Raw genomic sequence first — 24436 nt, 5'->3', positions numbered from 1 at the left:
AGGTGGGGCCGGGACGACTTCCTTGAGAACCGTTCTAGGGGTCCAATGTCGCACAGCTATGCCGGATCACTGGCAAAAGTGTCGCAAAGTGTATCAATTGAAGCCTTGCATTCATCGGGGCGCAATCTGATCGGGGGCTTTTGGCGGCTTTCGCTGCGTTGCAGCAACGCCCCGCTTGGCTAATGCGTCGCTTGCTGGTAGGCGCGCGGGCATGCTCGCAATGAACAACATCACCGTCCGGCTGGGTGGCCGCACGATCCTCGACGGCGCAACCGCGTCGATTCCCCCCGGCGGCCGCATCGGCCTAATCGGGCGCAATGGTGCGGGCAAGTCCACGCTGATGAAGGTGATGATCGGCGAGCTCGAGCCTGACGACGGCGAGATCGAGATGCCGCGCCTCGCAAAACTCGGCTATATCGCGCAGGAAGCCCCGCACGGCGCGATGACCCCGCTCGAGACCGTGCTCGCCGCCGATGTCGAGCGGATGCAGCTGCTCGAAGAGGCCGAGACCTGCACCGATCCCGACCGGCTGGGTGATGTGCACGAACGGCTGCTGGCGATCGACGCGTACAGCGCGCCTTCGCGCGCCGCGATCATCCTCACCGGCCTGGGCTTCGATGACGAGATGCAGAACCGCGCGCTCGACAGCTTTTCGGGCGGCTGGAAGATGCGCGTCGCCCTGGGCGCGCTGCTGTTCTCGCAACCCGATGTACTGCTGCTCGACGAGCCTTCGAACCACCTCGATCTTGAAGCGACCTTGTGGCTTGAGAACTTCCTCAAGGCGTACCCTGCGACGCTGATCGTGATCAGCCATGAACGCGATCTGCTCAACAACGTCGTCGATCACATCCTGCACCTGCAGGGCGGCAAGGTGACGCTGTATCCCGGCGGCTATGACAGCTTCGAGCGCCAACGCGCCGAGCGCGCCGCGCAGCTTGCCGCCGCCAAGGCGTCGCAGGATGCCCAGCGCGCCAAATTGCAGGATTATGTCGCGCGTAACAGCGCGCGCGCGTCGACCGCCAAGCAGGCGCAGTCGCGCGCCAAGATGCTCGCCAAGATGCAGCCGATCACCGCGCTGATGGAAGATCCGAGCCTGACCTTCGACTTCCCCAGCCCGTCCGAGCTCAAGCCCCCGCTGATCACGCTCGATCTGGCGGCGGTCGGCTATAGCGCGGACACCCCGATCCTGCGGCGGCTGAATCTGCGGATCGATCCCGATGACCGGATCGCGCTGTTGGGGCGCAACGGCAACGGCAAGACCACGCTGGCGCGGCTGCTCGCCGCGCAGCTCCCCGCGCTCGAAGGCGCGATGGAAACCGCCGGCAAAATGCAGATCGGCTATTTCACCCAGTATCAGGTCGAAGAGCTCGAGAGCGACAGCACCCCGCTCGAGCAGATGACCCGCGCAATGCAGGGCAAGACGCCCGGTGCGGTCCGCGCGCAGCTGGGCCGGTTCGGCTTTTCGGGCAACCGCGCGATGTCGAGTGTCGGCACGCTTTCAGGCGGCGAACGCGCCCGTCTGGCACTAGCACTGATCACCCGCGATGCGCCGCATCTGCTAATCCTCGATGAGCCGACCAACCACCTTGATGTCGACGCGCGCGAAGCCCTGGTCCAGGCGCTCAACGAATATGACGGCGCGGTGATCCTGATCAGCCATGACCGGCATATGGTCGAACTGACCGCCGACCGGCTGGTGCTGGTCGATGCCGGGACCGCGACCGAATATAACGGCTCGATGCGCGACTACATGGACTTCGTGCTCGGCATCAACCAGCCCAAGGGCGAGCCCAAGCCCAAGATGTCCAAGAAGGACAAGAAAGCCGAAGCCTTCAACCGCGACCAGATCCGCAAGGTCGAGAACAGGGTCAAGGCGGCGGAAAAGGCCGTGGCCGAACTGCAGGCGCAGTGCTCGGACATCGACCGCGCCATGTTCGATCCCACCACCGCCAAGCCCGAGCTTGCCAAGCTGACGATGAGCGAACTCGCGCGCCAGCGCACGCGGCTCGGCGACGAGCTGGCCGCAGCCGAGGCGACCTGGCTGGAATGCAACGAGAAGCTCGAAGCGCTCAATTGACGCTTGAAGGCCGGCTCGCGTTGGTTTAACTGATCGGTTAAATACCAACGATCGAGAGGATTTCTGCATGGCCGACGCCTATATCATCGATGCCGTCCGCACCCCGCGCGGGGTCGGCAAGCCCGGCAAGGGCGCATTGTCGCACCTGCACCCGCAGGATCTGGCCGCGACCGTGCTCAAGGCGCTCAAGGAGCGCAACCATCTCGACACCGCGACCGTCGATGACATCGTCTGGTCTACATCTACCCAGAAGGGCAAGCAGGGCGGCGACCTTGGCCGGATGTCCGCGCTCGCGGCGGGCTATGACGTCAAGGCCAGCGGCGTAACGCTGGACCGGTTTTGTGGTGGCGGCATCACCTCGGTCAACATGGCGACGGCATCGGTGATGTCGGGCATGGAAGACTGCGTGATTGCCGGCGGCACCGAAATGATGAGCTACACCCAGCAGGTGGGCGCAGCCGAAGCCAGCGCCGGGCTGCCGCCACCGCTGATGGGATCGCACAACCCCGCGCTCGACGAGCTCCACCCGCAGTCGCACCAGGGCGTGTGCGGCGATGCGATTGCCTCGCTCGAAGGCATTTCACGTGAGGACCTCGACGCGCTGGCGCTGGTCAGCCAGCAGCGCGCCGCGCGCGCAATCGCCGAGTGCCGCTTCGACAAGTCGCTGGTTCCCGTGCACAATCCCGATGGCTCGGTCGCGCTCGATCATGAAGAGTTCCCGCGTCCTGAAACCACTGCCGAGAGCCTGGCGGGGCTCAAGCCCGCGTTCACGGGCCTGGCCGATTTCGAGATTGGCGGAACGACCTTCCGCAAGCAGATCAACCGCCGCTATCCCGATCTGACTATCGAGCACGTCCACCACGCGGGCAACAGCTCGGGCGTGGTCGATGGCGCCGCTGCGGTGCTGATCACCTCGAAGGATTATGCCGACAGGCATGGCCTCAAGCCCCGCGCGCGGATCGTCACCTATGTCAACATGGGCGATGACCCGACGCTGATGCTCAACGCCCCCGTCCCCGCCGCCAAGAAGGCGCTCGAGCGCGCAGGCCTGACCAAGGACGACATCGACGTCTGGGAGATCAACGAGGCGTTTTCGGTGGTCGCAGAAAAGTTCATCCGCGATCTCGAACTCGACCGAGAGAAGGTCAACATCAACGGCGGCGCGATGGCGCTGGGTCATCCGATCGGCGCGACCGGGTCGATGCTCATCGGCACCGCGCTCGACGAACTCGAACGGTCAGGCGGCCGTTATGGCCTCATCACGATGTGCGCAGCAGGCGGCATGGCCCCTGCGATCATCATCGAACGCGTCTGAAACTGAACTACGGCCCGGTGAGCGCGCTCTAAACGAGCGCGTTCACCGCCGCCATGAACGGGCCGATCGATACCGGCTTGGAGACATAGCCTTCGGCCCCGGCGTCGCGAATCCGGTCCTCGTCGCCCTTGCCCGCATACGCGGTCACCGCCATGATCGGGATCAGCCGCAGGTCGCGATCGGCCTTGATCGCCTCGATCAGTTCCAGCCCGCTGATATGCGGCAGCTGAATATCCATGATGATCAGCCCGGGCACGAACTGCCGCGCGCGCTCCATCACCTCGCGGCCATCGGCCAGCCCCTCGACGGCAAAGCCATGCGCGGTGAGGAGATCGCAGAAAAGTTTGCGATTAAGGTCGTTATCCTCGACAACCAGCACTCTTTTTGCCACTGAACCGCTTATCCAAATTGCCGTGCCGCAAGGCACCGGTGGTTACCCTTATTACGCGGATGTAGGCCAAAGCCGTGACCGACACAATCAGGCCAAATGCTGGCAGGCCAGACACAGGTTCGTCGAATGATCCGGCCGTCATGGCGCTGCTGGCACTGTCGTGGCTGCTCGGCGATCGCGAGCGCGCCGAGCGGCTGCTGTCGCTCACCGGAATGACCGTGGACGATCTGCGTCAGGGGGCCTCCAACCCCGCAATCCTCGCGGAATTCATCCGCTATCTGGAGGGGCACGAGGCCGACCTGATCGCTGCCGCAGAGGCCACAGGCACAAGCCCCGTGGCACTGGTCAACGCCCGCATCCAGCTCGAACGCCAGACTTGAACCCGAACGGACCCGATATGAACCTTGAAACCGGCCAAACCCGCGCCCCGCGCCCGCTGCTGATCACCGATTGCGACGAGGTGCTGCTGTACATGGTCGCCCCGTTCCGCGAATGGCTCGACGAGGTGCACGATATCGAGTTCGACTTTTCGGGCGGTGATTTCGCCAAGGCGCTAATCGATCGCAAATCCCGTGAGGCGGTAAAGCCCGGCGATATCTGGCCTTTGCTCAACGCGTTCTTCGATACCGAGATGCACCGCCAGATGCCGATACCCGGCGCGATCGAAGCACTAAAGGCGATTGGCGAGCATGCCGATATCGTGGTACTGACCAACCTTAATGACCACCGCCAGCAGGCGCGCACTGAGCAGCTTGCCCGCTTTGGCGTCCATCACCGCGTCGTCTGCAACCAGGGCCCCAAGGGCGAGCCTTTGCAGCGGATCGTCGATGAGCACGCGCCGTCGGTGGCGATCTTCGTCGACGACCTGCCGCAGCATCACGAATCCGCTGCCGAGCATGCGCCGTCTGTCTGGCGGCTGCATATGGTGGGAGAAACCGAATTGGCGCCGCACATCGTCTGCGCTGCCAATGCCGGCCATGCGCATGCGCGGATCGACAGCTGGCATCAGGCGCTTGAATGGGTGCTTGAACGGTTTGCGATTGGCGCTCCCGCCCCCGGTATCGAGGCTGCGGCTTGACCGTGCCTCCGCATTGGAGAGAATGGATATATGACTGATACGATTGAACAAAAACTCGCCGAGCTGGGCCTCGAACTGCCCCAGCCTGCCGCTCCCGTGGCATCCTATGTGCCCGCGGTCGAAGTCGGCGGCCTGCTGTATATCTCGGGCCAGCTGCCCTTTATCGATGGCAAGGTGGTCACCGGGCGCCTAGGCGAAAATGTCTCGCCCGAAGCCGGCGAAGCGGCGGCGCGTGCCTGCGGCATCATGCTGATCGCGCAAATGAAGGCGGCGCTGGGATCGCTCGACCGGGTCGAGCGGATCGTCAAACTGGGCGCGTTCATTGCGAGCACGCCCGAATTCACCGCCCAGCCCAAGGTCGCCAATGGCGCGTCCGACCTGATGGTCCAGGTTTTTGGCTCCACTGGCCAGCATGCCCGCAGCGCCGTCGGCGTTCCGGTGCTGCCGCTGGGCGCAGCCGTGGAAATTGATGCAATTGTCGCCATTCGGCCTGCTTGACGGCTGGCTCGCGCCGCCCCCCGATTCCCGCCGCACCGCCTGGCTGGGAGAGCAGCCGTACGCGCATCGCGGGCTGCATGATGGCATGTGGAGCGGGCCGGTGCTCGAGAACGGCCTGCCCGCGTTCACCGCAGCGATCGCGGCGGGACATGGCATCGAATGCGATGTCCAGCGCAGCGGCGACAACCGCGCGGTCGTCTTCCACGATTTCTCGCTGAGCCGGCTGACGCTGGCGCAGGGCCGGGTCGACGGCAAGACCGCCGCCGAACTCACCCAGATCCGGCTGACGGGCCAGAACGGCGCGATTGCCGAGCTCGGCGCGGTGCTGGGCGTGGTGCGCGGGCGCGCGCCGATCCTGATCGAGATCAAGACCGAGAGCGATCATGTCGCACCCTTGTGCCTCGCGGTACGCCGCGCGCTCGAGGGCTATGGCGGCAAGGCCGCGATCATGAGCTTCCACCCGGCGGTGTCGGCATGGTTCCGGCGGCAAGCGCCGCATGTGGTGCGCGGACTGGTGGTGACCGAGGAGGGAAGTCGCAACTGGAAGGGCACGCTGCAGCGCCACCGCGACCTTTGGAAGGCCAAGCCCGATTTCCTGGCCTATGACATCCGCGATCTGCCCAGCCGCTTTGCAGCCGCCCAGCGGGCACGCGGGTTTCCGGTGCTGACCTGGACGGTGCGTAGCCACGAGCAGCACGCGATCGCTGCCGAACATGCCGATGCGCCGATCTACGAACGGGCGACAGCTCCCGAATGAGCGAGCGCGCGATCACCGCCGAGGTTGGCCGCAGCATCGCCGCGCTGGATGCGGGGCAATGGGACGCGCTGGCGGGACCCGACAATCCGTTCGTGAGCCACGCCTTCCTCAGCCTGCTCGAAACATCGGGCAGCGTTGGGCGCGGCACCGGCTGGACCCCTGCCCCGATCACGATCAAGGGCGAGGACGGCACGCTGGTTGCCGCGCTGCCCGCGTATCTCAAGAGCCACAGCCAGGGCGAATACGTCTTCGATCACAGCTGGGCGCACGCTTGGGAGAATGCGGGGGGCAGCTATTACCCCAAGCTTCAGATTTCGGTTCCGTTCACGCCCGCAACCGGGCCGCGTATCCTGCTCGCCGATCCCGTATGGTCGCTGCCGATCCTTACCGCCGCGCAAAATCTCGCCGAGCAGAACAACCTGTCCTCGGTCCACGCGACCTTTATCGAGCCCGCGCAACTGCCGCTGTTCGAGCAGGCCGGATGGCTGCTGCGCGCCGACACCCAGTTCCACTGGCACGACGAAGGTTATGGCGACTTCGAGGGCTTTCTCGGCTCGCTGACCTCGCGAAAGCGCAAGGATCTGCGCAAGGAGCGCGCCAAGGCGCAGGAGGGCATCGAGATCGTTCACCTCACCGGCGACATGATTACCGAGGACCACTGGGACGCGTTCTGGGTGTTTTATCAGGACACCGGCGCGCGCAAATGGGGACAGCCATACCTCACCCGCGAGGCGTTCAGCCTGATGGGACAGACGATGGCCGACCGCATCCTGCTGATCCTCGCGCTCTACGAAGGCCGCCCGATCGCAGGCGCGCTCAACTTTATCGGCAGCGATACGATGTATGGCCGCTATTGGGGCTGCACCGTCGACAAGCCGTTCCTGCATTTCGAGCTTTGCTATTATCAGGCGATCGACGCGGCGCTGGCGCGCGGTCTCACCCGGGTCGAGGCGGGCGCACAGGGCGGGCACAAGATGGCGCGCGGCTATGCGCCCGAGATCACCTGGTCGGCGCACTATATCCCCGACCCCGGCTTCCGGCGGGCGGTGGGCGATTTCCTCAAGCGCGAGCGGGCAGCGGTGCAGGCCGACCGCGAGATGATGACCGAGATGCTGCCATTCAAGCGCGGTCCATCTGCGGCTTGACGCTGGCGGAACGGCGGCGCACGATTGGCATCAGCAACGTCGCCCAAGCCCTTCATTCCAGCAGCCAAGTCCTTGTCCTTCCAGCAGAAAGTCCACGCCCTATGCGCACTATCCGCCTCGCTGCCCTGTTGCTCGCCTTCACCAGCCCCACCGCCCTGCTCGCCCAGGCCGCGCCAGACAGCCGGCTCACCGGCAAGGACCTGTTCTCGCTCGAGGTCGCCGCCGATCCGCAGATCGCGCCCGATGGTGGCAGGATCGCGTTCGTCCGCCGCGCCAACGATATCATGGCCGACAAGGCGGTGTCGTCGATCTGGCTGGTCGATGCGGGCACCGGCGAGCTGACCCCGGTGGCTGCAGGCCCCGGCGGACACAGCCAGCCGCGCTGGTCGCCCGATGGCAAGCGCCTCGCCTATGTCTCGACCGCAGAAGGCGGCGCGCCGCAGCTGTTCGTGCGCTGGATGGCCTCGGGAGAAGCGGTGCGGATCACCGGGCTGCCCGAAAGCCCCGGCAACATCGCCTGGTCACCCGATGGCACGCAGATCGCCTACACCATGTTCGTGCCGTCAGACGGGCCCAAGCTGGGCAAGGCTCCTGACAAGCCCGAGGGCGCGACGTGGGCCGCGCCGCTCGAAACCTATGACCTGCTCGCCTATCGCGCCGATGGCGCGGGCTATATCAAGCCGGGGTTCGACAAGATCTTTGTCGTACCTGCAACCGGCGGCGCGCCACGCCAGTTGAGCTTTGGCGACTATCACGATGGTGGCGGCCTGACCTGGAGCCGCGATGGCCAGACGCTCTATTTTTCGGGTAATCGCTCGGCCGATTGGGAAAATGACCCGCAGGATGCCGAAATTCATGCGCTCGATATCGCCACCGGAACGATCACCGCGCTGACCGATCGCGACGGCCCGGATGCGCAGCCGGTGGTCTCACCCGATGGCAGCAAAATCGCGTATCTGGGCTTCGATGACAAATTGCTCGGCTATCACAACACCCAGGCCTATGTGATGAACCGCGATGGCTCAGGCAAGCGCGCTGTCGCGCCGGGGCTCGACCGGAGCATCGATACGTTGGTGTGGGCCCCCGACGGCCAATCGCTGATCGCGCAATATGACGACCATGGCGAAACCCTGGTCGCCCGCATCGGTATGGACGGATCGGTGCGCGAGATCGTCCGCGGCCTCAGCGGTGCGTCGTTCGACCGGCCCTATTCGGGCGGATCGTTCAGCGTCTCGCGCTCGGGAGCGGTCGCCTATTCGGGCGGTAATGCGACCCGGCCTGCCGATGTCATGCTGGCGAGCGGCGGCAAGACCCGCACACTGACCCGGTTCAACCAGTCGCTGATGGCGAGCAGGCGTCTGGGCGATGTCCGCAAGATGACCACCGCCTCGACCTTCGATGGCCGCGAGATCGAAGGCTGGCTGACGCTGCCGCCGGGGCATGTCCCCGGCACCCGCGTGCCCTTGGTGCTCGAAATCCATGGCGGACCGTTTGCGGCCTATGGTCCGCACTTTTCGACCGACAACCAACTTTATGCCGCATCGGGCTATGCGGTGCTTTCGGTCAATCCTCGCGGATCAACGAGTTACGGCGCAGAGTTCGCAAACCTCATCCACCACGCCTATCCGGGCAATGATTATGATGATCTGATCGCGATGGTCGACAAGGCGATTGCCGATGGGGTCGCGGACCCCGATCAGCTGTTCGTCACCGGTGGATCGGGCGGCGGGGTGCTGACCAGCTGGATCGTCGGCAAGACCGATCGCTTCAAGGCGGCAGCAACGCAAAAGCCGGTGATCAACTGGACCAGCCAGGCGCTCACTGCGGATGGGCCGGCGTTCTTCGCGAAATACTGGTTCGGCAAGATGCCCTGGGAGGATCAGCAAAGCTATTGGGCGCGCTCGCCGCTGTCGCTGGTGGGCAATGTGAAAACGCCGACGCTCGTGGTGGTGGGCAGCGAGGATTACCGCACACCGGTCAGCGAGTCCGAGCAATATTACACCGCGCTCAAGCTGGTCGGCGTGCCGACCGCGTTGGTCAAGGTTCCGGGCGCCAGCCATGGCGGCATCGCGGCGCGGCCATCGCAAAGCGCGGCCAAGGCCTCGGCGATCATCGCCTGGTTCGAGCGCTACCGCAAACCGGCAGCGCAATAGGTCAGGCGGCGCGGGCTGCGATCTGCTGGAGCCAGGCGCGGGCTTCGCGCTGGGCTTCGGCGATCTGGCGTGCGGTCATTTCCTCGGAAATCTCCGCGCGGCACATTTGGCTTTCCTGATGGCCCTTCACGGCGGCGAGGTTGAACCATTTGTGCGCCTCGATCAGATCGACGTTGACGCCGCTGCCTCCGGTGGAAAACGCCACCCCCAGATCGAAATAGGCGTTGATGTCCCCGTGCGCGGCGGCAGCCAGCTTGCTTTCGACCAGAAACGTTGCGGACTTCAGACTGTTAGCCATCACTCATGCCCCTCTTTGCATGGCCGGTTGATCCGACATTGCGGAGAGTGGAAAAAAGCGATGAAGAAACGGTTAATCCGGCAGTAACCATGCCAGAAGTTTTACATTACCGCGCGTTTACGGCCATATTATCGATGAGCCGAGTGCCGCCGATCCGCGCGGCGACCAGCAAACGCCCCGGACGGTCGGCGTTTTCGACCGGCTCGAGCGTCACCGCATCGGCCAAAGTGACATAATCGACCGAGGCAAATCCGGCCGCCAGCAACGCCTGTTCGATCCCCCGGGTCGCTTCGCCCACCGGCCCGCCCGCCTCGATCACCGCGATCCCTGCCTGCATCGCGCGCGGAAGCATGGCAGCGGCGGCGCGTTGCTCTGCGCTCAGATAGGCGTTGCGCGATGACAGCGCGAGGCCATCGGGATCGCGCACCGTCGGTACCCCGATGATATCGAGCCCGAAGTTGAGATCGCGCGCCATCGCCCGGATGACGGCGAGCTGCTGATAATCCTTCTCGCCGAACAGCGCGATATCGGGCTGGACCTGGTTGAACAGCTTGGCGACCACGGTGGCGACGCCATCGAAGTGCCCGGGGCGCGCCGCCCCGCACAGGCCATCGCTGATCCCGGTCACGCTGACGCTGGTGGCAAAGCCTGGCGGATAGACCTGGTCGACATCGGGCGCCCACAGGATCGCGACGCCTGCCTCGCTCAGCATCGCGGCATCGGCATCTTCCTGCCGGGGGTAGGCATCAAGGTCCTCGTTCGCGCCGAACTGCATCGGGTTGACGAAAATCGATGCGACAACATGGTCGGCGCGCTGCTTTGCTTCCTTGACCAGTTGCATATGCCCGGCATGGAGCGCGCCCATCGTCGGGACCAACGCCACCTGCCCGCCCTGCTGCTTGAGCAGCGAGACCGCCGTCCGCAACCTGTCAACCCGACGTATGATTTGCACCTTGGTAAAGCCTCCGATAGGGAACGCCGCATTGGGGGTGCGGGATGATCCGCACGCGATTCACTAGGCAGCACTGGCACATTCGCCCGCCTGCTGGAAGAGGCTGGAAAAACCATGGACATGATGACGCGCAAGGCGTCCGCCCACCATATCGTGTTTGCGAACGAAAAAGGCGGCACCGGAAAATCGACCAGCGCGGTGCATGTAGCCGTCGCTTTGTCCTATCTGGGGTTCCGGGTCAGCGCGATCGATCTTGATCCTCGCCAGCGCACGCTGCACCGCTATCTCGAAAACCGCGCCGCCACGCAGGAACGTCGGGGCATCACGCTGCCCACGCCCAAGTTCGAAGTGTTTCAGGACGACAGCCAGGCGCGGCTGGAAAAGATGGTCGCAGGCATGGCCGACGATTGCGACTTTCTGGTCTATGACACGCCCGGCCGTGACGACAAGTTCGCCCGCTTCGTCGCTACCCGCGCCGATACGCTGGTGACCCCGCTCAACGACAGTTTCGTCGATTTCGACCTCATCGGACAGGTCGATCCGGAAAACTTCAAGGTCCGTCGGTTGAGCTTCTATGCCGAGCTGATCTGGGAGGCGCGCAAGGCGCGCGCCAAGACCGACGGGGTCGAGATCGACTGGGTGGTACTGCGCAACCGCACCCAGCAGACCGATGCCCGCAACAAGCGTCGCCTTGATGCCGCGCTCGCCGAACTCTCCAAGCGGGTCGGCTTCCGCTATGTTCAGGGCCTGTCCGAACGCGTGGTTTATCGCGAGCTGTTCCCCTCGGGGCTGACCTTGCTCGACAAGGGCCATCTGGCGGATCTCGGCACCAGCCACATCATCGCGCGGCAGGAACTGCGCGAGATGGTCTCCGCGCTCAACCTGCCCGGCGTCGGCAGCAGGGCCACCGAGCGCCAGCCGCAGCTGATCTGATCCAGGTGCCCTGACCGGCGTTATTTTGCCATCAGCTTGAGCGTCATAGCGGTCATCGCCTCGGCGGCGGTGGCAATCACGGTATCGGCCTCGGGCGCCCAGAACGGGCTGTGCAGCGAGGGCATCTCGATGCCCTCCTTCTTGGCCTTGGTGTATTCCTCGACCGGGACCCCGCCGACCCAGAAGATCAGGCTGGTGATATTGTCCGGATCGGCGCGGTAGAAGCGGCTGAAATCCTCGCCGCCCATCGATGGCGCAACCTGCTCGACGCGCTTCTCGCCAAAACGCGTCTTGAGATATGCGGCCTGCTCCTGCGTGAAATCGGGGCTGTTGAAGACCGCAGGCGTGAAGGTGTCGCTCATCGTCACCATGGGCATCTTGTCGTCGGGAACCCCGGCGGCGATCGCCTCGCCCCTGGCGATGCGCTTGATCCCCTCGAGGATCTTGGCGCGTGTCTCGTCCGAATAGCTGCGCACCGTCAGCAGCAAGGTCGCCTCGTCCGAGATGATGTTGTGCTTGGCACCCGCCTGGAAGCTGCCGACGGTAACGACAGCGGCATCCTGCGGATCAAGCTCGCGGCTGATCAGCGTCTGCAGCGTGGTGACGATCCGCGCGCCGAGCACGATCGGGTCCTTGGTCGATTGCGGATAGGCGCCATGTCCGCCCAGCCCCTTCACCTTGATATCGACGCTGTCGACATTGGCGAGCGCAAAGCCCGGGGTGTAGCCGATGAAGCCGGCGGGCGCCTGCGCGGCGTCATGGAAGCCCAGCACATATTGCGGCTTGGGAAACCGCGTGTAGAGCCCGTCCTCAAGCATCGCCAGCGCGCCCGAGCCGATTTCTTCAGCCGGCTGCAGGATCATCACCAGGGTACCCGACCATTCGGCCTTGCGCTTGACCAGCTGCCGCGCGGTAGCGACCCAGCCGGTCATATGGGTGTCGTGCCCGCAGGCGTGCATCACCCCGGTCTCGATCCCCGCTGGGCTCATCGCGCGCACTTTGCTGGCATAGGCAAGGCCCGTCTGCTCGACCACCGGCAACCCGTCCATATCGGCGCGCAGCATCACCACCGGACCAGGCCCGTTCTTCATTACCGCAACCACGCCGGTCTTGCCGACGCCTTCGGTCACCTCGAAGCCCAGCCTGCGTGCTTCGGCGGAAAGCTTGGCGGCGGTCTTGACCTCCTGGAAGCTGAGTTCGGGGTTGGCGTGCAGATCGCGGTAGATCTCCATCAGCCCGGGCATGTCGGCGGCGATATCGCTGCGAATGGTATCCTGCGCATGCGCCGTTGCGACCAGGCCAAGCGCCAGCGCGGATGCGGCAAGCGAACGGGCCAGATGATGTGCGACCTTCATGAGTGTCTCCCCAGACAGATGTTTGACGGGGAGGCTAGCGGCTAGAACGCTGAAGGCCAACGGGTTTCAACCCCAGGCCCGTCATTCCCGCGGACGCGGGAATCCCGCTTTATCGCGCCACAGGGGCACAGAAGCGTCACCCCCGCGTTCGCGGGGGTGACGAAATAAAAGGTTTGCGGAAGACCCGCGCATCGCCTCAACGGTGCGGGGCCAGATCGAAGGTCGCGGTCTTGCCGTTCATGATGTTCTGCGCGAGCAGATCGCCCTTGCGCAACACCGCCTGCACCGCCTCGATGCCCTGATCCCAGTGCATGTTCATGGTCGAGCGCGAAAACTCGAAGTCGCGCATCCCGCTTTCCCATTTCTGCACGTTATAGATCAGATGAACGATGTTGACCGCATTGTCCTCGACCAGCGCGCGGACCCGCTCGACATCGGGCGAAGACGCCATTTCGGGGGGCAGCATTGCCAGCACGTTGCGCAGCGCCTCATGCTCCTTGCGCAGCTTCATGTAATAATCAGTGACCTGCCGGGTGCGGCTGGAATAGCGGATGTCCTTTTCGCGGCTCATCACGTCGGCGTATTTGGTGGGCAAGGCGCCGCGCGCCGGGAACAGATCGACCTGAAAGGCGAGCATGTCGCTGTCCTGGTTGTCGAGCACATAGGCAAGCGGCGTGTTGCTGACTAAGCCGCCGTCCCAGTAGTGCTTGCCGTTGATCTCAATCGGCGCAAACCCTGGCGGCAGCGCGCCCGATGCCATGATGTGGCGTGCGTCGATAGCCTGTCGTCCGTGAGGATCGCGGGTATCGAAATAATAGAAGTTACCCGATTCGACGTTCACCGCGCCCACCGAAAAGCGCACCGGACCGTTGTTGAGCCGGTCCCAGTCGATGAACCGGTTGAGCGTCTCGATCATCGGGGTGGTGTCATACATGCTGACCGCAGCCGGCGTCCCTGGCCAGGCAAGGGACGGCGGCAGCGTGTGAGGCCGATAGAAGCCCGGGACACCCACGGTCGCTGCCATGGCAGCACCTGCGAAATGGTTGAACTCGCTCCAGTAATCACTGGTTCCAAAGGAGAAGTCCACGGTTCCCGAGGTTACAAGCTCCCAGAACTCCCGCAGCTTTGTGCAGGCAAGGTGCGGCTCGTTGCCCGCGATGATCGCCGAATTGATCGCGCCGATCGAGATCCCCGCAACCCAGTCGATCCGGACGTTCTGCCGCACCAGTTCGCTGAAAACCCCTGCCTGATAAGAACCCAGTGCGCCCCCGCCCTGCAGCACCAGAGCCACGGTTTCCGGCAGCGGGACCGCAGCAGAATGGGTATCCAGCGGCTCTTGAGTGCCCGGCATAAACTATCCTTGTCTGATCGCGTGCGTGCACGCCCTTTGGCACCAACCCTATGCCGCAGCGCACAATAACGCAAATGGCGTAAAAAAACGGTGCTACCAAATCAAGCGATGCGGCGTAAACAACCAGCCACCGCAGGACAGGAGCCCCACCGGTCATGAAGCTCGACGATTATCGCACCAGCGACAACATATCCGATCAGCGCGGTGGCGGCGGGGGTGGCCCGCGCTTCCCTATCGGCGGCGGCAAGATGGGGATTGGAACGATCATCATCCTGGGGATCGCGGCTCTGGTGTTCGGGGTCAACCCGATGGAATTGATCCAGGGCGGCGGGATGACCGACGGTGCTCCGGTACAGACGCAAGCTGGCGGCCAGAATGCAGCGCAAAGTTGCGCGGTCGACGAAAAGAGCAAGTTCAGCTGCCAGGTTCTGGCGAGCACCGAGGACACCTGGGGCGCGCTGTTCAAGACACAGGGGCAGACCTATCAGCCCGCAACTCTGACCTTTTACGATCGCAACGGCCAGTCGGGCTGCGGCGCGGCGCAAAGCGCGATGGGGCCCTTTTATTGCCCCGCCGACAACGGCATCTATCTTGACACCAGCTTCTTCGACGAACTCGCCACCCGGTTCGGGGCGTCGGGCGATTTCGCGCAGGCCTATGTGATCGCGCACGAGGTCGGCCATCATATCCAGACGATCAGTGGCCGCTCGGCCGATGTCCGCCGCGCCCAAAGCCGCGCGAGCGAGGCGAAAGGCAACGAGCTGCAGGTACGGATGGAGCTTGAGGCGGATTGCTATGCCGGGGTCTGGGCGGCGCGCAACCGGAGCCGGATCGAGCCGGGCGATATCGAGGAGGGAATGACCGCCGCCAGCGCGATCGGCGACGATACGCTGCAGAAGGCCGCCGGTCGCCGTCCGGTGCCTGAAAGCTTCACCCATGGTACATCGGCGCAGCGTATGGCATGGCTGGCAAAAGGGTTGAACACCGGCGATCCTGCGCAGTGCGATACATTCAGCGCGACGAGATTATAAGGGCACGCATCGTTTTGCGTTGCCAAGCGTTTGCGAAGCCAAGGGTGTCCACTGTTGATGCCGAAACGAGGGGTAGATCCATGAGCCGCACCGTCATCACTCTTGTCAGCCTTGCATTTGTTGCCGGCGCTCTGCCCGCCAGTGCGCAGAACCCTGGCGCAAACGGCCCGCGATCGACCGAACGGGTGGCCGAAGGCGTCGTCAGTCAGCCGGTGCAGGATGTCGGCATCGACAAGAAGGACATCCCCGAAAACCTGATCGCCATCCAGGACAAGCCCTACTCGCTGGCCGGGCTCAAGACGTGCGCCCAGATCCGCAGCGCGATCGGCGACATGGATGCAGTGCTCGGCGAAGACCTCGATGCGCCCTATGAAGCCACCCGCGATGACAAGCGCAAGGATACCGCCGGCAAGGTCGGTGGGCTGATCGTCAACTCGATCATCCCCTTCCGCCAGGTGATCCGCGAGATTTCCGGCGCAGCAGCACAGGAACGCCGGTACAATTCGGCGGTCTATGCAGGTGTGGTTCGCCGCAGCTTCCTCAAGGGGATTGGCCACCAGCGCGGCTGCAAATACCCTTCAGCGCCCATCGCTGCGAGCATGAAGTAACTTGCTTCAAAATCCTCTCCCTTTAGGGGAGGTGGCTCGCCGCAGGCGAGACGGAGGGGAAGCGCCCGGGTGATGTGTCCGACGGGGTACGCAATCCGGCTGCCCCTCCACCGCTTCGCGGTCCCCCTCCCCGTTCCGGGGAGGATCTGACAGTTGGGGGCACATACGAATGCGACGTTTTCCGGTTCGGCGGCTGGCCGATTGCCATACGGTCGATGATTTTCGCGAACTGGCGCGCAGGAAGCTGCCCTATCCGGTGTTTCATTACATTGATGGCGCCGCCGATGACGAGGTGACCCGAGGCCGCAACACGGCGGCCTATGAGGACTGCGATCTCGTCCCCAATGTGCTGACGGGCGTGGCCGATATCGACATGTCGACCAGCTTGATGGGCCGCACGATCGACATGCCGCTGTTTCTCTCGCCGACCGCGCTGCAGCGATTGTTCCACTGGCGCGGCGAAAAGGCGGTCGGTGCGGCTGCGCAGAAGTTCAACACCTTCTTCGGCATATCCTCGCTCGCCACGGTCAGCCTCGCCGAGATCGGCGACAGCATTTCCAGCCCCAAAATGTTCCAGCTCTATGTCCACAAGGACAAGGGCCTCAACGCGGCATTGATCGAAGCGGCGAAGGTAGCGAAGTTCGATGCGCTGGCGCTCACCGTCGATACCATCGTCTCGGGCAAGCGCGAACGCTGCCTGCACACCGGCTTCACCTCACCGCCCCGGCTGACCCCCGGTTCAGCGATGAGCTTTGCGACGCATCCCGGCTGGTCGCTCAATTATATGGGGCGCGAGCGGTTCTCGCTGCCCAACCTCGAAAGCCATATTGCCGCCGGAACCAACGCGGCAATCTCGGTGGCGGACTATTTCAACACCATGCTCGACCAGTCGATGGACTGGGCGATGGCCGAAGACATCCGCAAACAATGGGGCGGCCCGTTCTGCCTCAAGGGGATCATGAGCGTCGAGGATGCCCGCCGTGCCGTGGCCATTGGCGCGACCGCGATCATGGTCTCCAACCATGGCGGACGCCAGCTCGATGGCAGCCGCGCGCCGTTCGATCAATTGGCCGAGATCGTCGATGCGGTCGGCGACCGGATCGAGGTGATCTGCGATGGCGGCATTACCCGCGGCACGCATGTGCTGAAAGCCTTGAGCGTCGGCGCGAAGGCGTGTTCGGGCGGGCGACTGTATCTCTATGCGCTTGCCGCCGGCGGCCAACGCGGGGTCGAGCGGACATTGGGCAATCTGCGCAGTGAGATCGAGCGGGGCATGAAGCTGATGGGGGTGACCCGGCTTGACCAGCTGGGTCGCGAGAACCTGCGCTGGCGGTGATTATTGCGGTCGGCCGACTTCGCCGGTCGCGCTGATGATGATCCGGTCGCTGTTCACCCCGCGTGACAGCACCACCTCCACCGGGGAGTTGGGAAGGCCGGTGGCATCGAACCAGAAGCGGGCCCGCGAGGGCGGCGCAGAGGCGGGGTCGGTCCCCGGCGGCGCGGCATTCTGCGCAACGTCGCCCTCGATCGTCGCAACCGTTCCCGGCTTCCAGTCACGGTTGGCGAGCGTGCGCGCATTGAGCGGCACCCATTGCCGGTCCTGCCGCGCATCGAAACCATAGCCCGAAGGCGCGATCCACACCGCGATCGGCCGCGCACTCACGATGGCTTCATCCCGCGCCGCCGCGACGCGGGCAGCAAAACGGTCGGCGTCCTCGGACAGTGCTGCGCTGTCTCCGGGGAGCGACAGCACCACCGCGCCTGCGACCAGGCCGATGATGAACAGGGTTACCATCAGCTCGATCAGGGTGAAGCCGCTTTCGCGCTTGCGCGGAAGCGCCCCTGCGCAGGCAGGGGCCCATGCCGCAACCAAATCCTCCCCGAGCTTGTCTCGGGGAGGGGGACCGCCGACCGAAGGTCGGGGGTGGAGGGGAAGCGAGGCGCACATCGTTTTCATTGGCACGATCCTGCTGCCCCTCCACCATTCGCTGCGCGAACGGTCCCCCTCCCCCAGCAAGCTAGGGGAGGATTTAGGGAGTCAAAGCCCATCGGCAGTAATATCCGCATTCTCGTTCTCGCCGCCCGGTGCGCCGTCTGCGCCCAGCGAATACAGATCGAACGCGCCGGTCGTGCCGGGGCTGGTGTACTGGTACGGTCGGCCCCAGGGATCCTGCGGCAGCGTCTTGATATAGCCGCCGCTGCGATAGCGTCCCGGCTGCGCCAGCGTCGGCGGTGCGGTGACGAGTGCGTTCAGTCCCTCGGCAGATCCGGGGTAAGCGAGGTTGTCGAGCCGGTACATTTCAAGCGCCTGGCTCAATGTCGCGATGTCGCTGCGCGCTTTCTCGGTCATTGCGCGGTCCTGGCTGGGCAGCACGTTGATGACGACCACAGTCGCCAGCAGGCCGATGATGAAGATCACCACCATCAGTTCGACAAGGGTAAAGCCGCGTTCGCTGTCCTTGCCCGTTCTCCGGCGAAAGCCGGAGCCCAGAGCAGCCAGGCGCAATCTCGCCCCTCGATTCCGGCTTTCGCCGGAAAACAGCAGTGGGTTCCACATAGATTTCAACATGATGTTCCTCATAAGCCAGTCAGGTTCTGAAGCTGCAGGATCGGCAGCAGGATCGACAAGATGATCAAGGCGACCACCCCGCCCATGACCACGATGATCGCAGGCTCAAGCAGCGCCATCGCGGTGGAAGTGAAGTTCTGGAACTCGCGCTCCAGATAATCGGCGGCGCGCTCGAGCATCGTATCGAGCTGGCCCGCGCTCTCGCCGCTGGCAACGAGATATACCAGAAGTGGTGGAAACGTGCCCGCGTTTCTGAGCGCACCCGATAGCGACCCACCCGAACGGATCGATTCGACCGCCTCTTCGAGCGCCTCGCGCAGCACCGCATTGCGCACCGTACGCGTGGTGAGCTTCATGCCTTCGAGCAGCGGCAGCCGGCTGTGCACCATCGTCGCCAGCGTCCGCGCGAGCTTGGCGGCGTTCATGTCGCGGATCAGCCGCCCGATCAGTGGCAATTTGAGCAGCATGCCATCGAAGCGGTATTTGAACGCCTTCACCTGCATCGCACGCCAGAAGGCGATCCCGGCGATCACGGTCAGAATGAACAGCGCCCACCACCAGTTGCTCAGGAAATCCGAAATGCCGATGACGATCCGGGTGATCAGCGGCAGCTGGGTCGCGGCATTGTCGAACTGCTCGACCACGCGCGGTACCACCGAGATCATCAGGCCCGCGACCACGCCGAACGCCACAAGGGTCAGGATGATCGGATAGGCGAGCGCTCCGATGATCTTGCCGCGCACCTCGGCCTGCTGCTCGAGCAGGGCGGCGAGCCGCTCGGTGATCACCGGCAGCGAGCCAGAGCTTTCGCCCGCACTGATCATCGCGCGGAACAGCGGCGGAAAGCTGCGCGGCTCGCGCGCCATCGATTCGGCGAGCGACTGGCCCTCCATCACCCCTGCGTGGACGTTGATCAGCACATCGCGGGCGTTGGCCTTTTCGGTCTGGCGGCTGATCGTGCGCAGCGCCTCTTCGAGCGGGCTGACGCTCATCAGTGACGACATCTGCCGGGTGAACAGCGTCAACTGCTTGGGGCTGAGCCGTGCGGTGCGCTGTGAAATCAGCGCCTTGCGCGGCGGCGCAGGCGCCACGGTGATGATGTGGAATGCCTTGCGAATCAACGCAGCGCGCGCCTGCGCATCGGAGGGCGCGCTGATGCGCCCCTGCCGTTCGCGCCCGGCCGCATCAATCACCTTATAGGCAAAGTCAGCCATTGGCCGTTTCGGGCACCGGCTCGGCCTCGCGCCTTGATATGCGGATCGCCTCTTCTGCCGTCGTCTGCCCGGTGCGGACCAGTTCACGCGCTGCGGAACCCAGGTTGGGCGCGTTGAGGAAGGCGTGCCGCGAGATGATCGCCTCGTCGCCGCCATCGTTGATCAGGCGGCGGATGGTCTCGTCGACCCGCACCGCCTCGAACACGCCGATCCGGCCGGCAAAGCCTGTCTGGTTGCACGAATCGCAGCCGACTGGGCGATACACCACGGTGCCCTTGTCGAAGCCGAGCAGCGAGGCGAGCGAGCCATCGGCCTGCACCGGCTCGCGGCATTCGGGGCACAGCCGCCGCACCAGCCGCTGCGCCACCACCGCGCGCAGCGTCGAGGCGAGCAGGAACGGCTCGATCTTCATGTCGCGCATCCGGGTGATCGCGCCGATCGCATCGTTGGTGTGGACGGTCGACAGCACCAGATGCCCGGTCAGCGAGGCCTGCACCGCAATCTCGGCGGTCTCATGATCGCGGATTTCGCCGATCATCACCACATCGGGATCCTGGCGCAGAATCGCGCGCAGACCCGCAGCGAAGGTCAGCCCAACCTTGGGATTGACCTGGGTCTGGCCGACGCCCTCGATCGCGTATTCGACCGGATCCTCGACGGTGAGCATGTTGCGCGAACCATCGTTCAATTGCTTGAGGCACGAATACAGCGTTGTCGTCTTGCCCGACCCGGTGGGCCCTGTGACCAGCACGATGCCGTTGGGCTCAGACAGTGCCTCGGCGAGGATCTTGTGGGTGCGCGGGCTCATGCCCAGCAGCCCCAGATCCATGTTGGCGTTTTCCTTGTCGAGCAGACGCAGCACGACGCGCTCCCCTGCCCTGCTGGGCAGCGTCGAGACGCGCACGTCGAGCAGTTTGCCGCCGATGGTCAGCCCGATTCGGCCATCCTGCGGGATGCGGCGTTCGGCAATGTCGAGCCGCGCCATCACCTTGATGCGGCTGACGATCACCGGCGCGACATTGGGCGGCATCCGCAGCTTTTCCTGCAGCACGCCGTCCATCCGCATGCGGATGACCAGGCCGGTCTCGTAAGGCTCGATATGGATATCCGAGACGCCCTGCCGTGCCGCCTCGGCGATCACGCCGTTGATCAGCCGGATCGCGGGCGCATCGTCGGCGCTGTCGAGCAGATCCTCGGCGCTGGGCAGGTCGCTCGCCAGCATCTCCAGATCGCTGCCATCGATGTTCATCGAACTCGCCATCGCCGCGGCATTGCCCTCGACCGCATAATGATCCGACAGATACCGTTCGAACTGCGCCACCGGAGCCATCTCGACATCGAACGATATCGCCAGATAGCGCCGCACCTCGAGCAGCACGATCGGGTCCGCGCCTTCGCGCAGCGCGACCTTGAGCCGCCCATCGGCCTCTCCCAGCATCACCACGCCGTTGTCGCGGGCAAAGCCATAAGGGATGTCGAGCATCATCCGTGCCAGGCTGCGGTTGACCGACAGGTCCAGCGGTGCATCGACTGTTGCGAGATCGGGCGCGGCCTCGGCTGTATTGCCCTTGCGGATCTTCATGGCTGGTCTCCCCGCAAAGGTGGCAGCTCGCCCTGACCATCAACAGCGCCCTGGCCCGGCTGGCTGGGAGGCAAGGTGGTACTATCCAGCGGGCCGCTGTTGGGCATCGCGCGCGGCAGGATAACCTGGTCGTTCGGGCCGATAGGCGGCGCGACGGGAACGTTGGCGCCCAGATAATCGCGCACGATGGCGTCGATCGAAGGCTCGACCTTGGGGTTGAACTCGACCTGCGCCGCGCGGACATAGTTGTACCGGCGCGCGGCGATCGCCTGTGCATCCTCGGCGGTGCGCAGGATGGTCGGGCGGATGAACACCATCAGGTTGGTCTTGGTCCGCTCGCGCCCGCGCGATTTGAACAGCTCGCCGATGATCGGGATATCGCCCAGCAACGGGATCTTCTGGATCGTCCGACGCTCGTTGTCGTCGAGCAGGCCACCAAGGGCGATGATCTCGCGGTCCTTGACCGTGACCGTGGTCTTGACCTCGCGCTTGTTGATAATCAGCTCGTTGAAGTCGTTGCTCACCGGCCCGGCGATCGAGCTGACCTCCTGCCGGATGTCGAGCTTGACCTGATTGCCTGCATTAATCTGCGGCTTCACCTCGAGCTCGATACCGACATTCTGCCGCTGGATGGTGCGGAAGGCGTTGTCGAAATTGTCCGACAGTGCCTCGCCGGTGCTGATCGGGATTTCCTGACCGAACAGGATCGAGCCCTGCACATTGTCGTTTACCGTCAGCGAGGGCGTCGACAGGATGTTCGACTCGCTGTCCTCCTGGACCGCGTTGATGATCGCACCAAGCACGCGGTTGTTGCCGATATCTGCAGCAAAGCCCGAATAGCCGCCACGCGCCCCAAGGATGCGGTTGGCAGCGTTCTGGCGGAGGAAATCCCCGGTCGCGCTGTTGGTGCTGGTGGTGACGACATTGCCGTTGAGGACCGTGGTCGTCTGATCGAGCTCGTTGGCGAGGATGCCGCCTGCGATATCCAGGATATTGGGCGTGACGTTGGAGAACGGCGTGACCAGGAACGGAATGTCCTTGCCGCCGATCAGAAACTGTACACCCAGCTCGCGTGCGACCCGGTCCGAAATCTCGACGATGATCGCCTCGACCAGCACCTGTTCCTGGCGGATATCGAGCTGCCGTACCAGCTCGGACAAAGATCGCTGGACGTCCACCGGCGCAGCGATAATCACAGCATTCGCGCCTTCATAGCGCGTGATGATCGCCTGACCACGACCATTGGAGAGCGCCACTGCCCCCCCAACGGGGCCTGACGCGGCTGCGGGGGCCGCGCCACCTGCTGCTGCGATCTGAGGCGCGACCGAGGCCGCCGACAAGGGCTGCATCCCGCCGCCATTGGCCTGTCCACCCGCCATCATCTGCAGCACGGGTACCAACTGCTGGGCGTCGGCATAATCAAGCCAGATCACGCGGATCTCGCTGCCATTGGCGGCGCGCGCATCCAGTTCGCGGGCGATCGCAGTCAGCCGGGCGATGGTCGGCGCGTCACCGCGCAGGGCGACCGAGTTGCTGCTGTCCACCGCGACCACCGAGACCAGAGGCGCCCCGCCCCCGCCGCCTTCCGCGCCGCCACCGGGGGCGGGGCTGAGCTGCTGCAGCGTCATCGCGATTTCGCGCGCGCCAGCATGGTTGAGCGTGATCACCTGCGTGGTCGCGTTGTCGCGGTCGATCTGGCCGATCAGCGCGCGGATGCGGCGGATGTTGTCGGCATAATCGGCGACAACCAGGCTGTTGCCGCTGGGGTTGGCGGTGATCGACCCTTCACGGCTGACCAATGGCCGCAACGTTTCCACCGCAGTGGTGGCATCGATCGCGCGCAGACGGAAGACTTCGGTGACGAACTCGTTCTGTCCACCACGGCTGCCGACCCGGCCCGGAGCAGAGGCTGCGCCATCGGTCGGCTGGATGCGGTACGCGCCATTCGCGGTCGGCACCGCGATCAGCCCGTTGGCGCGCAGGGTCGAGAGGAATACCTCGAAATACTCGCTGCGGCTCAAGGGCCGGTCGGTAACCACCGAAACCTTGCCCTGCACCCGGCCATCGATGATGAACGTTCGGCCGGTGACCGAGGCTGCATCCTCGATAAATGCACGGACATCGGCATCGCGGACGTTCAGGCTGTGCTGCGCGGCCAGAGGCCCTGTCACCATCGGTGCAAGGGCGAGCGCGGCGCAGAGCGCCAAAGTTGAAATGTGTTTTTTCATGGTTCCGGGATGATCAGCGCGATGGGAAGGGTCTCGGTGCCGCGCTCGACAAGCAACGACAGCCGGGCTCCGGGGCGAAGCTGCCCTGCCAGCGCCGCGCCATCTGCAACGGAACTGACCTTGCGGCCATTGATTTCAACGACGATATCACCGGGTTTGAACCCGGCCTGCGCGAACACCGCACCATCGGCCTTGGGGGTGACCGCAAACCCGGTCGCGCGACCGTTTTCGGTGCGCGGCGCAAAGCTAATCCCGGCAGTGATCGCCTCGGCGGTCAGCGGGCCTGCCTGCACCACGGGCAGCGGCTGCGCGCCGGTGGCGGGTGCAGCCGCAGTGTCACCTACCGTATCTGCCGGGACCGATTGATCGATGAACAGGCTCTCGCGCAATCCACCCCGCTCAAGCACGACGTGATCGAACAGCACCTGTACCAGTGTCACGCCCGATGCGACCTCCTCGCCGACATCATAGCTGCGTTGGACGCCATCAGATCCGGCGATGATCGCCGAGCCGCCGCCCGAAGCCTCGTTCATCCGCAGGCCGTACAGCGTCAGATCGAGCGAGGTCACCGCCGCGCTGGCATCGCCTGTGGCAGCCGCGGCGCGATCGAATCCATCGAAACTGGCGAACAAGGCCGCACGCGAAGGGGCCGACATCACATTGGCGGTGCGCGCCTGCCAGTCGCCCAGCGGTGCAATCGGGGTCACGACCGTCCAGATGAGCCGCGCGAGCTGGATGATCAGCGCCAGAACCAGCAGCGCCCGCAGCCAGCCATACAGGCCGACCGGAAGAAACCTGGCAAAACCGTTGTCTGAGCGCGCAAACCTTGCCGACCGGAATCGGGAAAGGGAAGCACCAAGGCCCGTCTGCGCGCCAGAATGGGCCGCTGATGCCACGAATC

Annotated in this window: 23 protein-coding genes; 12 read left to right on the top strand and 11 right to left on the bottom strand. The window is 64.5% G+C overall.

From position 1 onward, the window contains the following. The first annotated feature begins 211 nt into the window (after positions 1-211). Together IEW00_RS05430 and IEW00_RS05425 are read left to right on the top strand one after the other, a co-directional pair. The gene (locus IEW00_RS05430) at positions 212-2077 is read left to right on the top strand and encodes an ABC-F family ATP-binding cassette domain-containing protein (protein WP_188513368.1); all 1866 of its coding nucleotides are present in this window, start codon (positions 212-214) and stop codon (positions 2075-2077) included. Between the two features lie 67 nt (positions 2078-2144). Continuing rightward, positions 2145-3392: an acetyl-CoA C-acetyltransferase gene (locus tag IEW00_RS05425; RefSeq protein WP_188513367.1), complete on the top strand. Its 1248-nt coding sequence runs from the start codon at positions 2145-2147 to the stop codon at positions 3390-3392. Between the two features lie 28 nt (positions 3393-3420). Here the strand turns inward: IEW00_RS05425 and IEW00_RS05420 are convergent, their stop codons facing one another. After that, positions 3421-3783, bottom strand: coding sequence for a response regulator (locus IEW00_RS05420; protein ID WP_188513366.1), 363 nt, complete (start codon positions 3781-3783; stop codon positions 3421-3423). A 74-nt stretch (positions 3784-3857) separates the two neighbouring features. Between IEW00_RS05420 and IEW00_RS05415 the strand changes: the two genes are divergently transcribed. From IEW00_RS05415 to IEW00_RS05390, 6 genes are all read left to right on the top strand, one after another. Continuing rightward, entirely contained in the window at positions 3858-4163 is a 306-nt protein-coding gene (locus tag IEW00_RS05415; protein WP_229736830.1) for a DUF3572 family protein, read from the top strand. Between the two features lie 17 nt (positions 4164-4180). Next, positions 4181-4861, top strand: a complete 681-nt coding sequence (locus IEW00_RS05410; RefSeq protein ID WP_188513365.1) for an HAD family hydrolase — start codon at positions 4181-4183, stop codon at positions 4859-4861. Positions 4862-4891: 30 nt separating this feature from the next. Further along, a complete protein-coding gene (locus IEW00_RS05405; RefSeq protein ID WP_188513364.1) occupies positions 4892-5359 on the top strand; it encodes a RidA family protein in 468 nt (155 codons plus the stop codon). Next, the gene (locus IEW00_RS05400; protein ID WP_188513363.1) at positions 5331-6116 is read left to right on the top strand and encodes a glycerophosphodiester phosphodiesterase family protein; all 786 of its coding nucleotides are present in this window, start codon (positions 5331-5333) and stop codon (positions 6114-6116) included. The genes IEW00_RS05405 and IEW00_RS05400 overlap by 29 nt, the downstream gene beginning before the upstream one ends. Next, positions 6113-7261 (top strand): GNAT family N-acetyltransferase, encoded by a 1149-nt coding sequence (locus IEW00_RS05395; protein WP_188513362.1) that lies wholly within the window; start codon positions 6113-6115, stop codon positions 7259-7261. The genes IEW00_RS05400 and IEW00_RS05395 overlap by 4 nt, the downstream gene beginning before the upstream one ends. A gap of 101 nt (positions 7262-7362) precedes the next feature. Next, the gene (locus IEW00_RS05390) at positions 7363-9414 is read left to right on the top strand and encodes a S9 family peptidase (protein ID WP_188513361.1); all 2052 of its coding nucleotides are present in this window, start codon (positions 7363-7365) and stop codon (positions 9412-9414) included. 1 nt (position 9415) lies between these two features. Here IEW00_RS05390 and IEW00_RS05385 read toward each other — a convergent pair whose 3' ends face one another. Continuing rightward, complete coding sequence (locus IEW00_RS05385; RefSeq protein ID WP_188513360.1) at positions 9416-9712, bottom strand: SEL1-like repeat protein; 297 nt, start codon at positions 9710-9712, stop codon at positions 9416-9418. A 106-nt stretch (positions 9713-9818) separates the two neighbouring features. After that, entirely contained in the window at positions 9819-10664 is an 846-nt protein-coding gene (gene panC / locus IEW00_RS05380; RefSeq protein ID WP_188513359.1) for a pantoate--beta-alanine ligase, read from the bottom strand. 114 nt (positions 10665-10778) lie between these two features. Here panC and IEW00_RS05375 point away from each other — a divergent pair, with 114 nt between their 5' ends. Next, a complete protein-coding gene (locus IEW00_RS05375) occupies positions 10779-11597 on the top strand; it encodes a division plane positioning ATPase MipZ (protein WP_188513358.1) in 819 nt (272 codons plus the stop codon). Between the two features lie 20 nt (positions 11598-11617). Here the strand turns inward: IEW00_RS05375 and IEW00_RS05370 are convergent, their stop codons facing one another. Together IEW00_RS05370 and IEW00_RS05365 are read right to left on the bottom strand one after the other, a co-directional pair. Continuing rightward, entirely contained in the window at positions 11618-12952 is a 1335-nt protein-coding gene (locus IEW00_RS05370; RefSeq protein WP_188513357.1) for an amidohydrolase, read from the bottom strand. Positions 12953-13148: 196 nt separating this feature from the next. After that, the gene (locus IEW00_RS05365) at positions 13149-14303 is read right to left on the bottom strand and encodes a patatin-like phospholipase family protein (RefSeq protein WP_188513356.1); all 1155 of its coding nucleotides are present in this window, start codon (positions 14301-14303) and stop codon (positions 13149-13151) included. Positions 14304-14458: 155 nt separating this feature from the next. On the opposite strand from IEW00_RS05365, the gene ypfJ reads away from it, so the two are divergent. From ypfJ to IEW00_RS05350, 3 genes are all read left to right on the top strand, one after another. Continuing rightward, positions 14459-15334, top strand: coding sequence for a KPN_02809 family neutral zinc metallopeptidase (gene ypfJ, locus IEW00_RS05360; protein ID WP_188513355.1), 876 nt, complete (start codon positions 14459-14461; stop codon positions 15332-15334). An 80-nt stretch (positions 15335-15414) separates the two neighbouring features. After that, positions 15415-15942: a hypothetical protein gene (locus IEW00_RS05355; protein ID WP_188513354.1), complete on the top strand. Its 528-nt coding sequence runs from the start codon at positions 15415-15417 to the stop codon at positions 15940-15942. 169 nt (positions 15943-16111) lie between these two features. Then, a complete protein-coding gene (locus IEW00_RS05350) occupies positions 16112-17278 on the top strand; it encodes an alpha-hydroxy acid oxidase (RefSeq protein ID WP_188513353.1) in 1167 nt (388 codons plus the stop codon). Here IEW00_RS05350 and IEW00_RS05345 read toward each other — a convergent pair whose 3' ends face one another. The 6 genes from IEW00_RS05345 to IEW00_RS05320 form a co-directional block, all read right to left on the bottom strand. Further along, positions 17279-17899, bottom strand: a complete 621-nt coding sequence (locus IEW00_RS05345; protein WP_229736829.1) for a GspH/FimT family pseudopilin — start codon at positions 17897-17899, stop codon at positions 17279-17281. It abuts the gene before it with no gap. 81 nt (positions 17900-17980) lie between these two features. Next, complete coding sequence (gene gspG, locus IEW00_RS05340; protein WP_308419312.1) at positions 17981-18448, bottom strand: type II secretion system major pseudopilin GspG; 468 nt, start codon at positions 18446-18448, stop codon at positions 17981-17983. A 71-nt stretch (positions 18449-18519) separates the two neighbouring features. Continuing rightward, on the bottom strand, positions 18520-19725 hold the full coding sequence (gspF, locus tag IEW00_RS05335) for a type II secretion system inner membrane protein GspF (RefSeq protein WP_188513352.1): 1206 nt from the start codon (positions 19723-19725) through the stop codon (positions 18520-18522). Continuing rightward, entirely contained in the window at positions 19718-21211 is a 1494-nt protein-coding gene (gene gspE, locus IEW00_RS05330) for a type II secretion system ATPase GspE (RefSeq protein ID WP_229736892.1), read from the bottom strand. The genes gspF and gspE overlap by 8 nt, the downstream gene beginning before the upstream one ends. Before the next feature lie 92 nt (positions 21212-21303). Then, positions 21304-23535, bottom strand: a complete 2232-nt coding sequence (gene gspD, locus IEW00_RS05325) for a type II secretion system secretin GspD (RefSeq protein ID WP_188513350.1) — start codon at positions 23533-23535, stop codon at positions 21304-21306. Next, positions 23532-24431 (bottom strand): type II secretion system protein N, encoded by a 900-nt coding sequence (locus IEW00_RS05320; RefSeq protein ID WP_188513349.1) that lies wholly within the window; start codon positions 24429-24431, stop codon positions 23532-23534. Before IEW00_RS05320 ends, gspD begins: the two co-directional genes overlap by 4 nt. Positions 24432-24436 lie beyond the last annotated feature (5 nt).

It is taken from the genome of Blastomonas aquatica (genome assembly GCF_014639875.1).
GTDB lineage: Bacteria > Pseudomonadota > Alphaproteobacteria > Sphingomonadales > Sphingomonadaceae > Blastomonas > Blastomonas aquatica.
This window is presented reverse-complemented; position numbering and strand designations above follow the sequence as displayed.